This window comes from Mycobacterium paraense (assembly GCF_002101815.1).
GTDB classification, from domain to species: Bacteria; Actinomycetota; Actinomycetes; order Mycobacteriales; family Mycobacteriaceae; genus Mycobacterium; species Mycobacterium paraense.
Map to the genome: position 1 here is coordinate 330,157 of NZ_LQPM01000010.1, position 14,693 is coordinate 344,849.

The window sequence follows — 14,693 nt, forward strand, 5'->3', positions numbered from 1 at the left end:
GTATCACGTCGGATCGACCAGGCCCGACGCGCGATGTGCTTGATTACACATGCTTACGATCTGGGTTTCCGGGTATCGGCTTTATAGCGTGGTAGCTAACTGAATTCGCGCGACCAGGAGCCCCCGATCAGGAGCAGCCCGAACATGAGCACGCAGGCAGAAACCACTGCTGCACCCGAGCGTCGTCATCAAGTAGTCATCATCGGTTCGGGATTCGGCGGGCTCAACGCGGCAAAGAAGCTCAAGCACGCCAACGTCGACATCAAGTTGATCGCCCGCACCACCCACCACCTGTTCCAGCCGCTGCTGTACCAGGTGGCCACCGGCATCGTCTCCGAGGGCGACATCGCCCCGCCCACCCGCGTCGTCTTGCGCCGGCAGCGCAACGTCCAGGTGCTGCTCGGCGACGTGACGCACATCGACCTGCAGGGCCAGTTCGTCGTCTCGGACTTGCTCGGCCACACCTACGAAACCCCGTATGACAGCCTGATCGTCGCCGCCGGCGCCGGGCAGTCCTACTTCGGCAACGACCAGTTCGCCGAGTTCGCCCCGGGCATGAAGTCGATCGACGACGCGCTCGAGGTGCGGGGGCGGATCCTGAGCGCCTTCGAGCAGGCCGAGCGGTCCCGCGACCCGGAACGACGCGCGAAGCTGCTGACGTTCACGGTCATCGGCGCCGGCCCCACCGGCGTCGAAATGGCCGGGCAGATCGCCGAATTGGCGTCCCATACCCTGAAGGGTTCGTTCCGGCACATCGACTCCACCAAGGCGCGGGTGATCCTGCTCGACGCCGCCCCCGCGGTGCTGCCGCCGTTCGGCGAGAAGCTCGGTGAGCGGGCGGCCGCGCGGCTGGAGAAGATGGGCGTGGAGATCCAGCTGGGCGCGATGGTCACCGACGTCGACCGCAACGGCATCACCGTCAAGGACTCCGACGGCACCACCCGGCGCATCGAATCCGCCTGCAAGGTGTGGTCCGCCGGGGTGCAGGCCAGCGGTCTCGGCCTGGACCTGGCCGAGCAGTCCTCGGTCGAGGTCGACCGCGCCGGGCGGGTCAAGGTGCTGCCCGACCTGTCGATCCCCGGGCACCCGAACGTGTTCGTCATCGGCGACATGGCCGCCGTCGAGGGTGTGCCCGGCGTGGCGCAGGGCGCCATCCAGGGCGCCAAGTACGCCGCCGCCGCGATCAAGGCCGAGCTGGACGGCGCCGACCCGGCCGACCGCGAGCCGTTCCAGTACTTCGACAAGGGCTCCATGGCCACGGTGTCGCGGTTTTCCGCGGTGGCCAAGATCGGTCCGCTGGAATTCAGCGGCTTCATCGCCTGGCTGATGTGGCTGGTGCTGCACCTGGTCTACCTCGTCGGCTTCAAGACCAAGGTCAGCACGCTGCTGTCCTGGACGGTGACGTTCCTGAGCACCCGCCGCGGCCAGCTCACCATCACCGAACAGCAGGCGTTCGCCCGCACCCGCCTCGAACAGCTGGCGGTGGCGGCCGCCGAGGCCAAGCGGCCGGCGGCCAGGCGGGCGAGCTAACCGGCCAGCCGGTCGGCCTGCCACGTGCTCAGCGTCCCGCCGCCGGCCAACGCCAGCACGGTCGATCCCTCGTCGATGGCCGTCGTCTCGAAACTCGTTGCGGGGTAGCGCAATTCGTTGATGGCGGCGCGGGGCGTCGAGATGTCGTCGTCGGCCAGGGATCCCGCGCCCAGTTCCACCCGATGCCGCAGCAGCGGCAGGCCGTCGCGGTCGGCGTGCAGCGACCCGGACCAGAACCCCTCGCGCTCACCGCATCTGCCGATCTGCACCCGCTCGCGAAACCGGAGCAGGCCGTCGTCGTGCAGGGACAGCGCCACGCTGGACAGGTGCCTAGCGGCGCCGGCGACCACGGTCGGCTCCAGGTCGACGTCGAGGCTGCCGGCCACCTCGATCACCCAGTGGGCGTGCGACGTCGGTGTGCTCGCCCCGGGCAGCGCCACGGTGGCGGCGGCGCTGCGCAGCCTCAGGCGGGCGCCCCGTTCGACGATGACCTGAAGGTCGATGGTGTCGCCGCCCAGCGGCGTGGCGGCCGCCGACACCAGATGCACCGTGTCGGCCGCGGTACAGCGCGCCTGCATGCCGCCGCCGCGGCACTCGATGCGCGGCAACCGGTCGCGGGAGGCGACCAGCACAACCTCGGAAAGCATCAGGTCACGGCAGCCAACTGAGCGCGCACCCACGCCAGCACCTCGGTGGCCGCCGGGTCCTTGGTCAACGACTGCATGATCGTGGGCCGGCCGGCGCGCACCGCGTCCGCATCGCGGGCCATCACCTCGAGGTCGGCCCCGACCAACGGCGCCAGGTCAATCTTGTTGACCACCAATAGATCCGAATAGGTCACCCCGGGACCGCCCTTGCGCGGCACCTTGTCGCCACCGGCCACGTCGATGACGAAGATCTGCACGTCCACCAGGCCCGACGAGAACGTGGCGGTCAGGTTGTCGCCACCGGACTCGACCAGGATCAGGTCCAGGTGGTCGTGGCCCGCGATCAGGTCGTCGATCGCGTCCAGGTTGGCGGTGATGTCGTCGCGGATCGCGGTGTGCGGGCAGCCCCCCGTCTGCACCGCCGCGATGCGGTCGTCGGGCAGCACCGCGTTGCGGCGCAGGAAGTCGGCGTCCTCGGTGGTGTAGATGTCGTTGGTCAGCACGGCCAGCGACTTCTCCCCGCGCAACTGGCGGCACAGCGCGGCGACGAGCGCCGTCTTGCCGGAGCCGACCGGTCCCCCGACGCCGATGCGCAGCGGCTCCCCCGGCCGCCGGACCCGTTTCGGCCGATCGTGGTGCGTGTGCGGGTGGGCGTGCAGATGCGTTGACATGATTAGCCTTTCAGGAAACGAAGAGGGGCCGCTCGCGTTCCGCGTGGCGCTGCGCCAGCGTGTCGAGCGCGGGATCGGACAGGTCGGCCAGCCCGGCGCCCGCCTCGGTGGCGGTGCGCTCGCACAGGTCCGACAACTCGAACGTGACGGCGGCGACGGCGGCGGGGTCCAGCGCCAGCAGCCGCTGGGCGGCGGTCGCGGAGCCGGTCATCGTCGTGTAGACGACGTGCAGCGCCGTGTGCTCCGGCCCCAGGCCGCTGAGCGCGCCGACGCGCCCGGCGGCCACCGCGAGGTGCGGGCGCGGGCCCAGCGCGTCCCAGTCGGCCTGCGGCCAGACCCGGCGCGCCAGCCGCGCCAGCCCGCGGCCCTGGGCGCGCGAGGCCAGCCGGGCCGCGGGCGCCGGGGTACGCGCGTCGGTTTCGCGGTCCGCGTCGTCGAGGGAGATGTCGCCGCGATGCACCGCGGCCGCCACCGAGGCGGTGACCAGCCCCTGCGTGCGGATCCGGCGGACCAGAAACGCTTTGAGCGTGCGCAGGTCGGTCACCATCCCACTGGTGACGGCCTCTTCGACGCCACCGGAGTGCACGTGCCCGCCGGTGGGCAGTCGCGAGTCGGCCAGTGCGAGCAGTGTGGCCAGTGGTGGCTGGGCCATCAGAACAGGAAATATCGTTGTGCCATGGGCAGTTCCGTCGCCGGTTGCTCCTGCCAGACCTCGCCGTCGATGCGGACGGTGAAGGTGTCGGGATCGATCTCGATGCTGGGCATGGCGTCGTTGAGCGGCAGGTCGGCCTTGCCGACGGAGCCGACGTCGCTGACGGGGACCAGTCGGCGGTTGACGGCCAGCTTTTCGGCCAGGCCCGCCTCGATGGCCTGCGGCGCGACGAAGTGCACCGAGGTGGCCGGGGCCGTCGCGGCGCCGAACATCGGGCGCGGGAGCACCGGCTGCGGGGTGGGGATCGACGCGTTGGCGTCGCCCATCGCGGCCCACGCGATCATGCCACCCTTGAGCACGGCGTGCGGTCGCACGCCGAAGAACGCGGGCTCCCACAGCACCAGGTCGGCGAGCTTGCCGACCTCCACCGAGCCGATCTCGTGATCGAGGCCGTGCGCGACGGCCGGGCAGATGGTGTATTTCGCGACGTAGCGCCGCGCCCGGTGGTTGTCGGCCCCCTGAGGACCCGAGCCGTCGCCGGGCAGCGCGCCGCGGCGGCGTTTCATCACGTGCGCGGTCTGCCAGGTACGGATCACCACCTCGCCGATGCGGCCCATCGCCTGCGAGTCGCTGCCGATCATCGAGATCGCGCCCATGTCGTGCAGCAGGTCCTCGGCGGCCATCGTCGACGGCCTGATCCGGCTCTCGGCGAACGCCAGATCCTCGGGCACCGCGGGATTGAGGTGATGGCAGACCATCAGCATGTCCAGGTGCTCGTCGAGCGTGTTCACCGTGTGCGGCCGGGTCGGGTTGGTGGAACTGGGCAACACGTTCGGTTCGGCGGCGACCCTCATGATGTCCGGGGCGTGCCCGCCGCCGGCGCCCTCGGTGTGGTACGTGTGGATCGAACGGCCGGCGATGGCGCCCAGGGTGTCCTCGACGAACCCCATCTCGTTGAGGGTGTCGGTGTGCAGCGCCACCTGCACGCCGGCCGCGTCGGCCACGGTCAGGCAGGCGTCGATGGCCGCGGGTGTCGAACCCCAGTCCTCGTGCAGTTTGAAACCCGAAGCGCCGCCCCGCAATTGCTCCCATAACCCCTCGGCGTTGACGGTGTTGCCCTTGCCGAGCAGCGCGAAGTTCACCGGCCACGAATCCAGCGCCTCCAGCATCCGGGCCAGATGCCATTCGCCGGGCGTGACGGTGGTGGCCTTGGTGCCCTCCGCGGGCCCGGTGCCGCCGCCGATGATCGTGGTGATGCCGGAACCCAGCGCCTCGGGCATCAGCTGCGGACAGATCAGGTGCACGTGGCAGTCGATGGCTCCCGCGGTGACGATTTTGCCGTTGCCGCCGATGATTTCGGTGGACGGCCCGACCACCAGGTCCGGGTGCACCCCGGACATGATGTCGGGGTTACCCGCCTTGCCGATCGCGACGATGCGGCCGTCGCGAATCCCGATGTCGGCCTTGATGACTCCCCAGTAGTCGATGATCACCGCGCCGGTGATCACGGTGTCGGGCGCACCCTCGGCCCGGCTGGCGCGACCCTGGCCCATCGATTCGCGCAGCACCTTGCCACCGCCGAACACCGCCTCGTCGCCCGCCAAACCCGGTCCGCCGCTGCGGTCTTCGGTGATCTCCACCAGCAGGCCGGTGTCGGCCAGCCTGATCCGGTCGCCGGTGGTGGGGCCGAACAGGTCGGCGTAGCGCTCCCTGGACAGCCGCGTCATGACGGGTCGAGCCGTCCGGGCGGGTTCAGGTCCAGGCCGTGCACCTCGCGCCGGCCGCGCAGCGGGACCAGCCGGACGGTCTGCGGGATGCCGGGTTCGAAGCGCACCGCGGTGGCCGCGGGGACGTCGAGCCGGTGCCCGTGGGCCGCGGCCCGGTCGAACGACAGCGCCGCGTTGGCCTGGGGCAGGTGGACATGGCTGCCCACCTGCACCGGACGGTCGCCGGTGTTGACGATCTGCATCTCGAGCCGCTGCGCGCCGGCATTGATCTCGATATCGCCTGCGCCATAGAGAATTTCGCCGGGAATCATGCGATCGGGTGATGGACGGTGACCAACTTGGTGCCGTCCGGGAACGTCGCTTCGACGTGCACGTGGTCGATCATCTCCGGTACCCCCTCCATCACGTCGTCGCGACCGAGCACCGCGCAGCCGCTTGTCATCAGCTCGGCGACGCTGCGGCCGTCCCGCGCGCCCTCGAGAATGTGGTCGGTGATGACGGCCACGGCCTCGGGGACGTTCAGCCGCAACCCCCGCGCCCTACGCCGCCGGGCCAGCTCGGCGGCGTAGGACAGCAGCAGTCGCTCTTGCTCGTGCGGCGTGAGAAGCATGTCCTCTAGATCCTGCCATTAGCGCGACGCGGTCGACACGTCGAGTCAGGCCCGCTGCGGAATGGCGTCGGCATAGGGCGCGTCGCTGTTGGCGTGGGCCCGCGCGAAAACCATGTACAGCAGGCCGACGCCGATGATGAGGCCCGCCATCAACAGCACGACGTAGTTGTCGTACCAGGGGGCGTCGGGCGTGCGCGGCCAGCAGATGTTGACGATGGCCGCGACGCCGTAGACCAGCGCGCTGACGTTGACGAGCATCCCCCACCGGCCCAGCCGGTACTTGCCGGACGGCTTCCAGCCCTTCAGCCGCGCCCGCAGGGCGGCCAGCACCACCATCTGGAACCCGAGGTAGACACCGACGGTGCCGAAACTGACCAGCTTGTTGAGCGGGTGCTCGGAGACGATGGTCCCGATGATCAGCGCGCCGGGGACGATGACCGCGGCCAGCAGGGCGAACGGCGGCACGTGCCGCTTGTGATCGAAGCGCGCCAACAGCCGGGAACCGAAGATCATCCCGTCGCGGCCGTAGGAAAAGATCAGCCGGCTGGCGGCCGCCTGCAGGCTCAGGGCGCACGACACGAACGAGATCAACACGATGCCCAGCACGACCCTGGACCCGATGTCGCCGAACGCGCTTTGCAGCACGGTCGAGATCGGGTTGGTGTCCTCACCGCGGATGACCGCGCCGAAGTCGGTCACCGACAGGATCAGGCTCAGGCACACGAACGTGGAGGCGGCCCCGCCGACATAGATGGTGCGGCGCATCGCTTTCGGGATCTGGATGCCCGGGTTGCGGACCTCCTCCGCCACGTCCCCGCACGCCTCGAACCCGAAGAACTGATAGAAGCCGATGAGGCTGGCGGCCAGGAACGCGTACAGGAAGCTGTGGCTGCCCTGGGCGTTGAAGCTGTGGAACAGCACACCCAGGCCGTGGGACCGGTGGGTGATCAGCAGCCAGACGCCGACGACGAGCGCGCCGATCAGTTCCGCGGTGAAGCCGAAGATCGCGAAGTAGCCGAGGATCTTCGTCCCGGTCAGGTTGATGAGCGTCGCCACCGCCAAAACCGCGAGCGCGCAACCGATTTTGGCCAACGCGGTCGGGCGGAAGCCGACCATGGCGGCCAGATAGGGGCCCGCGCCGAAGGCGGCGTCCGCTATCAGCGCCAACAGGCAGAACATATAGACCCACCCGGTCATCCATGCCCATTTGCGCCCCCACAGCCGCCGCGCCCACGGGTAGACGCCGCCGGCCACCGGGAACTGCGCGACCACCTCGCTGAACACCAGCGCCACCAGCATCTGCCCCGCGCCGACGATCAGCAGGCTCCAGATCATCGGCGGACCCGCGGTGGCCAAGGCGAACGCGAACACGGTGTAGATGCCGACCACGGGCGACAGGTAGGTGAAGCCCAGCGAGAAGTTGGCCCACGGGCTCATGTCGCGCTTGAACTCCGAGGAGAATCCCAACGCCTTCAGCTGCGCGAGGTCCTCGTCCTCCGCCGCCGCCTCGGGCGCCATTTCGCGCAGTGAAACCTGCTCAAGACCGTCGTGCGCGGCGCCGGCTTTCACGCCGACGGCCGAATCACCCTCTTGCCTCTGCTCAGACCCAGCGAACTCTGTGGTATCCAATTGAACCGACCCCAATCATCGAAACCTGTTGTACGAATCCGGTTTTCGCGACTACTTCTGCGTGCCCTCCTTAATCAGCGTCGCGGCCGTGCGCTTGAGCACATCGCGCTGCCTGGTCACGTCGGCGACCGCCTTGCGGAGCTGGTTGAGTTCCTCCCGCTCGCTGACCGCGACGTCACCGTCGGCGGGCGCGCCCGGCTTGACCCACGGGGCCGCCGGATCGTCCTGCTCTCCGGGCAGCGCCGCGACCACCTTGTGGCGCGACCGGGCCCGTGGCCCGTCGCCGCGCGGCGCGTTGACGACGCTGGCGACCGGGCCCATCGGGGGCATGCCGCCGTAGAAGGTGCCCGGCGCGGCCAGCCCGGCCAGCGGCGAGCCGTCCAGGGCGGTGGCCGGCAATGCCGTCGCCGCCAGCCGGATCGCCGGGGAGCTGCCCCACGACGGCGGCACCGACAGGTTGCCCACCGTCGCCGCCTCGCCGAGGCCGGCCGAGGCGCCCGCGCCAGAGGGGCCCGCCACGTTGGAGGCGAGCCCGGCGCCGGCCGCGGCACCGGCCGCCGGGGCGGCGGCCGCCGGCGCAGACAGCGAGTTCACCAACGGATTCCAGGCCGCGGCCACCGGCGGCGCGAGGGTCAGCATGGCGCCGGAAGCGTCGAAGTTCAGCCCCTCGGAGAGGATCTGGTATCCGACGGTCCCGGCGCTCAGCGTGTGGAAGGTCTGCAGCGGATAGCTGTTCAGCACGTCCAGGATCGGGTTCGGCCCGTTCAGGTAGTCGATGATCGGGTTGCCCGCGGGTGCCGATGCCGCCGGTGTCGACATGCCCTGCAGCAGGTTCGGCACGTTCGCGAGCGCCGATTGGGTGCTCGAACCGGTCGCGGTGGCGGCGGCGTTGCTGACCGCGGGGCCCTGACTCGCCGTCCCGGCCTCGTTGGTGGTCGGCGGCGGTGTGCCGAACGCCGTCAACCTCGTCGCCACCGCCGACGCCGCGGCGTAGCCGTACATCGCGGCGGCGTCCTGCGCCCACATCTCGGCGTATTGCGCCTCGGTGGCCGCGATCGCCGGAGTGTTCTGACCAAACGTGTTGGTGGCCACCAGCGATGCCAACATCGCCCGGTTCACCTCGATCTCCACCGGGGGCACCGTGGCCGCGAACGCGGACTCGTAGGCGGCGACCGCCGACCCGAGCTGGCCGGCGGTCTGCGCCGCCTGCGCCGCGGTCGCGGTCATCCATGACAGATACGGCGTCACCGCCGCGGCCATGGTTCCCGACGACGGACCCACCCATGGACCGCTGGTGAGCCCGGACACCACCGCCCGGTACGAACTGGCCGTCGAACCCAACTCCGACGCCAACGCCTCCCAGGCCGCCGCGGCCGCCGTCAGGGATTCCGGCCCCGGCCCCGCGTACATCCGGGCGGAGTTGACCTCCGGCGGCAGCCCCGCGAAGTCCACGCCGATCACAGCATCGCCTCCTTGATCAGGCGGGCTGCCGCATCGCGCTCCATCGCGGCTTCGGAGATCTCCTTGCGCAGCTTGCTCAGCTCTTCGCGCTCACGGTCGCTCAGCGCGCTCGCGACGTGCTGGCGAGCCGGTTGCGCCGGCGCGCTGCGGCCGGCCGCTTCGTCGGCGCCCTGCTCGCCGGGCATCGTGGGAATGACCTTCTGGCCGGGCCCGGATCGTGCCCGGCTCTGTTCGCCGCGGGGCGTGTTGACCAGGCTGCCGATCGGCGGGATGCCGCCGACGAAGCCCCCCGGTTCGGCCTGCGGCACGCCACCCAGCTCGGCGGCGGGCAAGGGCGACGCGCTGCCGGCCAGCCGGATCCCCGCCGCCGAAGCCCACGACTCGGGCACCGACAGTTTGCCGATCGAGGCCGCCCCGCCCGCGGCCGCCGAAACGGCTCCGCCGGCCCCCGGGTTGACCGAACCCGCCAGCGCCCCGAGGCCCGCGTCGGGCGCCACGTCGCCGGCCACCGCGGCGGCCTGCGGCAGCGCGAGCCCGTACAGGCCGCCCAGCAGCGGCGTGATGCCGGAAGCCGTGAACAACGGCCCGCTGATGACCAGGGCCCAGTTGCCCGCATCCGTGGTGAAGGTGTTGAGCGCCTGGCCCGTCGTGGTGCCGAGGACGGCCTCCGCGAACGAGATCGGGTCGAGGGATCCGCCGGATCCCAGGACCTGCAGCGCCGCCGGGACCAGGTTCATCACCTGCGCCAGGCCGGACTGCGCGCTGGGCCCCGCCGCGGACGCAGCGGCCTGGCTGACCGCGGCGGCCTGGGTGGCCGTGCCGCCCTGGTTGGTGGTCTGCGGCGGCACGCCGAACGGGAGCAGCTTCGTCGCCGCCGCCGACGCGCCCGCGTAGCCGTACATCGCCGCGGCGTCCTGGGCCCACATCTCGGCGTACTGCGCCTCGGTGGCCATGATCGCCGGGGTGTTCTGCCCGAGGAAGTTGGTGGCCACCAGCGCCGCCAACAGGGCCCGGTTCACCTCGATGACCGGCGGCGGCACGGTCGCCAGGAATGCGGTCTCGTATGCCGCGATCGCCGCCTTGAGCTGACCGGCGGTCTGCTCGGCCTGCGCGGCGGTCGTGCTCATCCAGGACAGGTACGGCGTCGCCGCCGCGAGCATCGTGGTCGACGACGGACCGATCCACGGACCGCCCGTGAGTTCGGCCACCGCCGAGCGATACGAACTCGCCGCGATGTTCAGTTCCGCGGCCAACCCGTCCCACGCCGCCGCGGCGGCGACCATCGGCCCCGAGCCCGGGCCGGCGTACATGCGGCCGGAGTTGACCTCCGGCGGCAATGCCGCAAAGTCCAGCGTCACAAGTCCCCCTGGTAGGCCCACCCGGCGCAGGCGCTTGCGTTCCCCGCCGCAAGGCCCGCGCGAGCGATGGTTGGACGCTCGCTTTTGAACGCCACGCGATGCGCGCGATATGGTGTTTGCCGCGACGTGCACAAGGCCGCACCGATGTTCACTTCGCCATACCGGCGTCCAGATCGCCGCACAATTAATACATGGTGACGCAGCTCGCTGTAACCATGCTGGCTAATCACTGGGAATTAGCTGTACACCTGTCTTGAACTCTCGCCGGCCGCCGACGGTTCCACCGCCGCCACCGTCACACGGGCGAGGCTCGACCCTCATCGGTTCGATCGGGAGCAGCCGGCGCAGTGCGGCCCGGCGCGGCGTCGAAACGGCTGTGTGACAGCGACTTACCTTGATTCAAGGTGCCGGCGGATCCGGTTCCCGCGCCGCGGACCTCCGGCCGCCGGGCCGGCCCGCACCGCGCGCCGTCACGCCCGCCCGATCGGCGGTGCCGGAGCAGGGCCTGCGGCCCGGATGGCTTTGCCGTTGTCAGCTTCAGCAAGCGGCAGTCGCCATCCGGGCGGCGGGCTTTCAGGGCCCCGACTTAGTCGTTGAACGGCCCCCACGCGTGGCGCTTCATGGCGGCGGGTTTCTTGCCGAGCTTTCCCGCCCGCACCATGACCGCCAGGCTGTCCAGGATGACCCGGCTGCTCATCAGCGCGGTCTGCTCGGCCCAGTCGTAGGGCGGTGAGCACTCCACCACCTCGATGCCGTTGAGCCCGGGCTCGGAGATCATCCGGATCAGGTTCAGCGCCTCGCGCGGCAACAGGCCACCGGGTTCGGGCCAGCCGGTGCCGGGCACGAAGCCGGCGTCGATGACGTCGATGTCGAACGACAGATAAACCGCCTTGGCGTCCTTCCACGCGGTTTCGAGCGCGATCTCCGCGATCTTTTCGATCCCGACGCGCTCCACGTCGCCCACCGTGATGACGGTGCTGCCGCGCTGCCGGCCCACCTGCACGCCGGCGCGCGGGGCCTGCCAGCCGCCGATGCCGATCTGGACCAGGTTGGTGGCCGGCGCGTTCTTGATGTTGGTGGCGTGGAACCACGGCGTGGTGTGCATGCGCTCGTCGAGATCGGTTTCCTGGGTGTCGACGTGGCGGTCGAAGTGGATGATGCCGACGTTGCCGTCCATGTGCGGGGCCAGGCCGCGCACCGTCGGGAACCCGATCGAGTGGTCGCCGCCCAGGATCACCGGGAACACGCCCTTGGAAACCACGTGCGACATGGCCGTGCTGATCTGGTCGAACGACTTCTCGATGTTGGCGGGAATGGTGAGCACGTCGCCGATGTCGACGATGTTGAGTTGTTCGCGCAGGTCCACCCCGAGCTCGTAGCAGTAGGTGCCGAACAGGTTGGTGGAGCGGCGGATTCCCATCGGCCCGAACCGAGTGCCGGGCCGGTAGGTGGTCCCGGCGTCCAGCGGCGCACCGAAGACGGCCACTTCGGCGTCGCCCACGTCGTTCACGTCTTCGAGGAACGGGCACTTCAGGAATGTCCCGCGCTCGCCGGCGAAGTGCGGCAGCTCGCCGCGCGCAAAGGTCGACAGCGTTCGGTCGTTGATCGTGGGGGCCGCTTCGAGGCCATGGGCCAGGCAGCGCTCGATCTCTTCGCGATGCCGGCGGGTGGACAACTCCGCCTCGGCCTGCTGCGCCCAGCTGCCTTCCCGGTTGGGGATGTCAGCTTGTCCGGCGAACGGATTGAACATCGAATTTCCTCTCGTCGCGAATGAATTCACGGCGGAGGATGCCCCGGCGACCGGAGTCTAAGCGGACGGCGAATACGGGAGCCATCGTGGAAATGACTCGGCGCGCCAGGCATCATCCCGCGGTCGCCGTCTTGTCGCTTTCCGGGTACGGCGAACTCGTCCGGGCGGCCCCTGCGGCGCGCCGCTATTGAAGGTACCGCCTCGTTCGGCGACCGCAACTTTCGGTCGCGGTCGTGTCGCGCGCGGCGATCGGGGCCGCCCGATCACCACGGCCCCTCCGCCCGGGGCTTCGCGGCCGTTCTCCAAAGCTGTTGCGAGGCAACGGATATCGTCGAGAGGGCGACGGCCGCGTCCGTCCGGAAGGTCGGCGCATTCGCGAGGCCCCGGCCCGACGCGACGAACGCACGCCCCGCCGGGGACATGATCCGGGGGCCGGGGATTTCCTTGCGGAACAGGCGTTTTCGGGTGGTCGACGCCGCGCCGCAGCAAGCCTCCGTAACGACTGCCCAACGGCTGAGAACTTGCTGGGAATTAAGCCTCGAGGTTCTGCAGGCGCACCTGGCCGCGGGCCACCACCCGATCGTTGTCGTCGGTGATCGTGACGAGCCACAGCTGCTGACGCCGGCCGCGGTGAATCGGTTCGGCGCTGCCGTACACCGTCCCGGATCCGATCGAGCGCAAAAAGTCCGTGTTGTTGTTGACGCCCACGACGTTGCCGCCGTCGCCCTTCGCGTTGAGCCAGGTGTAGGCGGACACGCTGGCCATGCTCTCGATCATCGAGCAGTAGACGCCGCCGTGCACCAGACCCATCGGCTGCAGCAGTTTGGGGGTGACCTCGAGCTGCGCGCGGGCGCCGTCGGGGCCCAGCTCGGTGAACCGCAGCCCCAACTCCGTGTCGAACGGCGCGGTGAAGTTCGGCGGCAACGTCGGGTCGGGCGGCGGTGGCACGTTATGTGTCTACACCATGGGCGACCCGGCGCCGCCGGGGCGGAATGCCTGCCCGCAAAAACGGGCGAGCCCCGCGCTGGGCGCGGGGCTCGCCGATCGAGTAGACCGGGGGTCACTGCAGCCCTCAGGACTCTGCCGCGGTCATTGTCGCTCGACCGACATCAGCATAGGCAAGGCTGCCCTAATTTCGCAAGGTATCGTTTGACCGAAACAAGTCGTATCGGAATCGTGTTGGTACGACCGTCAGTAGTAAGCGGAGTACGCTTGTTCCGACGCTCAGGAGATGAACGCACTATGGCCAAGCTGACCCGGCTGGGGGATCTGGAACGCGCCGTGATGGACCATTTGTGGTCCACGGCCGAACCCCAAACCGTCCGCCAAGTCCACGAAGCCTTGTCGGCGCAACGTGACCTCGCGTACACGACGATCATGACCGTCCTGCAGCGGCTGGCCAAGAAGAACCTGGTCTCCCAGATCCGGGACGACCGCGCCCACCGCTACGCGCCGGTGCACGGCCGCGACGAGCTGGTCGCCGGGCTGATGGTCGACGCGCTGGCGCAGGCCGAGGACTCCGGGGACCGGCAGGCGGCGCTGGTGCACTTCGTCGAGCGGGTGGGCGCCGACGAGGCCGAGGCGCTGCGGCGCGCGCTCGCCGATCTGGAAGCCAATCAACGCAACAACACGCCGTCGGCTGGCGCGGCGGCGGAGGACTGAGGGAGACTAGCAGCGTGTCAGCGCTGGCCTTCACCCTCCTCGCGGTGCTGTTGGTCGGCCCGGCGCCGGCCCTCTTGGCACGAGCGAGCTGGCCGTTGCGCGCGCCCCGCGCCGCGATGGTGCTGTGGCAGGCCGTCGCCCTGGCCGCCGTCCTGTCGGCGTTCAGCGCGGGGATCGCGATCGCCAGCCGGTTGCTGGTGCCCGGCCCCGACGGGCGGCCCACGGCCAGCATCCTCGGTTCCGCCGACCGCCTCGGCTGGCCGCTCTGGGCGGCTTACATCGCCGTCTTCGCGCTGACCGTCGTGGTCGGCGCAAGGCTGATGGCCGCCGTCCTGCGGGTGGCCATCGCCAACCGGCGCCGCCGGGCCCACCACCGCATGGTCGTCGATCTGGTCGGGGTCGGGCACGACGCGGCCACCGCGCAGCCCTGTGCGCGCACGCGCGACCTTCGCATCCTGGATGTCCGGCAGCCGCTGGCCTACTGCCTGCCCGGCGTCCGGAGCCGGGTCGTGCTCAGCGAAGGAGCGCTGTCCGCGCTCGCCGATGACGAAGTCGCGGCCATCCTCACCCACGAGCGGGCCCACCTGCGGGCCCGGCACGACTTGGTGCTGGAAGCGTTCACCGCCGTGCACGCCGCGTTCCCGCGGCTCGTGCGCAGCACCAACGCGCTGCGCGCGGTGCAACTGCTCGTCGAACTGCTGGCCGACGACGCGGCGGTGCGCGCGACCGGTCGCACTCCCCTGGCCCGCGCGCTGGTGGCCTGCGCGTCGGGACGGGCGCCCTCGGGCGCGCTGGCCGTCGGCGGCCCCAGCACCGTGGTGCGGGTGCGCCGGCTGTCCGGGCGCGGCAACAGCCTGAAGCTCTCGGCGGCCGCCTACCTGACCGCCGCGGCCATCATGGTGGTGCCCACCGTCGCTTTGGTCGTCCCGTGGCTCACCGAGCTGCGCCGGCTGTTCAACCTCTGACGCCCGGGCGCCGATCACCCCGGGCGGACGC

At 70.4% G+C, this 14,693-nt stretch carries 14 protein-coding genes and 1 riboswitch; of the genes, 3 read left to right on the plus strand and 11 right to left on the minus strand.

Features of this window, described 5'->3' with window-relative positions; all coding sequences use genetic code 11:
* Positions 1-144: 144 nt before the first annotated feature.
* The gene (locus AWB89_RS10550; protein ID WP_085100626.1) at positions 145-1,530 is read left to right on the plus strand and encodes an NAD(P)/FAD-dependent oxidoreductase; all 1,386 of its coding nucleotides are present in this window, start codon (positions 145-147) and stop codon (positions 1,528-1,530) included.
* On the opposite strand, the gene AWB89_RS10555 is transcribed toward AWB89_RS10550, so the two are convergent.
* The 11 genes from AWB89_RS10555 to AWB89_RS10605 all read right to left on the minus strand — a co-directional run bounded on the left by AWB89_RS10555 (position 1,527) and on the right by AWB89_RS10605 (position 12,983).
* Positions 1,527-2,177, minus strand: coding sequence for an urease accessory protein UreD (locus AWB89_RS10555; RefSeq protein ID WP_085173386.1), 651 nt, complete (start codon positions 2,175-2,177; stop codon positions 1,527-1,529). The two genes, AWB89_RS10550 and AWB89_RS10555, sit on opposite strands and share 4 nt — an antisense overlap.
* The gene (gene ureG, locus AWB89_RS10560) at positions 2,177-2,848 is read right to left on the minus strand and encodes an urease accessory protein UreG (protein ID WP_085173388.1); all 672 of its coding nucleotides are present in this window, start codon (positions 2,846-2,848) and stop codon (positions 2,177-2,179) included. The genes AWB89_RS10555 and ureG overlap by 1 nt, the downstream gene beginning before the upstream one ends.
* Positions 2,849-2,858: 10 nt before the next feature.
* Entirely contained in the window at positions 2,859-3,500 is a 642-nt protein-coding gene (locus AWB89_RS10565; protein ID WP_085100635.1) for an urease accessory protein UreF, read from the minus strand.
* Complete coding sequence (locus AWB89_RS10570) at positions 3,500-5,227, minus strand: urease subunit alpha (RefSeq protein WP_085173390.1); 1,728 nt, start codon at positions 5,225-5,227, stop codon at positions 3,500-3,502. The genes AWB89_RS10565 and AWB89_RS10570 overlap by 1 nt, the downstream gene beginning before the upstream one ends.
* The gene (locus tag AWB89_RS10575) at positions 5,224-5,538 is read right to left on the minus strand and encodes an urease subunit beta (protein ID WP_085100641.1); all 315 of its coding nucleotides are present in this window, start codon (positions 5,536-5,538) and stop codon (positions 5,224-5,226) included. Before AWB89_RS10575 ends, AWB89_RS10570 begins: the two co-directional genes overlap by 4 nt.
* Complete coding sequence (locus tag AWB89_RS10580; protein ID WP_085173392.1) at positions 5,535-5,837, minus strand: urease subunit gamma; 303 nt, start codon at positions 5,835-5,837, stop codon at positions 5,535-5,537. The genes AWB89_RS10575 and AWB89_RS10580 overlap by 4 nt, the downstream gene beginning before the upstream one ends.
* Before the next feature lie 45 nt (positions 5,838-5,882).
* The gene (locus AWB89_RS10585; RefSeq protein ID WP_085173562.1) at positions 5,883-7,355 is read right to left on the minus strand and encodes an APC family permease; all 1,473 of its coding nucleotides are present in this window, start codon (positions 7,353-7,355) and stop codon (positions 5,883-5,885) included.
* Between the two features lie 162 nt (positions 7,356-7,517).
* Positions 7,518-8,927: a PPE family protein gene (locus AWB89_RS10590; RefSeq protein WP_241520459.1), complete on the minus strand. Its 1,410-nt coding sequence runs from the start codon at positions 8,925-8,927 to the stop codon at positions 7,518-7,520.
* Complete coding sequence (locus AWB89_RS10595; protein WP_085173564.1) at positions 8,924-10,279, minus strand: PPE family protein; 1,356 nt, start codon at positions 10,277-10,279, stop codon at positions 8,924-8,926. Before AWB89_RS10595 ends, AWB89_RS10590 begins: the two co-directional genes overlap by 4 nt.
* Before the next feature lie 592 nt (positions 10,280-10,871).
* Positions 10,872-12,035, minus strand: a complete 1,164-nt coding sequence (locus AWB89_RS10600) for an agmatinase family protein (protein ID WP_068231247.1) — start codon at positions 12,033-12,035, stop codon at positions 10,872-10,874.
* Positions 12,036-12,155: 120 nt separating this feature from the next.
* A riboswitch (guanidine-III (ykkC-III) riboswitch) is annotated at positions 12,156-12,223 on the minus strand.
* Between the two features lie 343 nt (positions 12,224-12,566).
* Positions 12,567-12,983 (minus strand): PaaI family thioesterase, encoded by a 417-nt coding sequence (locus AWB89_RS10605; protein WP_085100647.1) that lies wholly within the window; start codon positions 12,981-12,983, stop codon positions 12,567-12,569.
* 294 nt (positions 12,984-13,277) lie between these two features.
* Here AWB89_RS10605 and AWB89_RS10610 point away from each other — a divergent pair, with 294 nt between their 5' ends.
* Positions 13,278-13,697: a BlaI/MecI/CopY family transcriptional regulator gene (locus AWB89_RS10610; protein WP_085100651.1), complete on the plus strand. Its 420-nt coding sequence runs from the start codon at positions 13,278-13,280 to the stop codon at positions 13,695-13,697.
* 14 nt (positions 13,698-13,711) lie between these two features.
* Complete coding sequence (locus AWB89_RS10615; protein WP_085173394.1) at positions 13,712-14,662, plus strand: M56 family metallopeptidase; 951 nt, start codon at positions 13,712-13,714, stop codon at positions 14,660-14,662.
* The last annotated feature ends 31 nt before the right edge of the window (positions 14,663-14,693 follow it).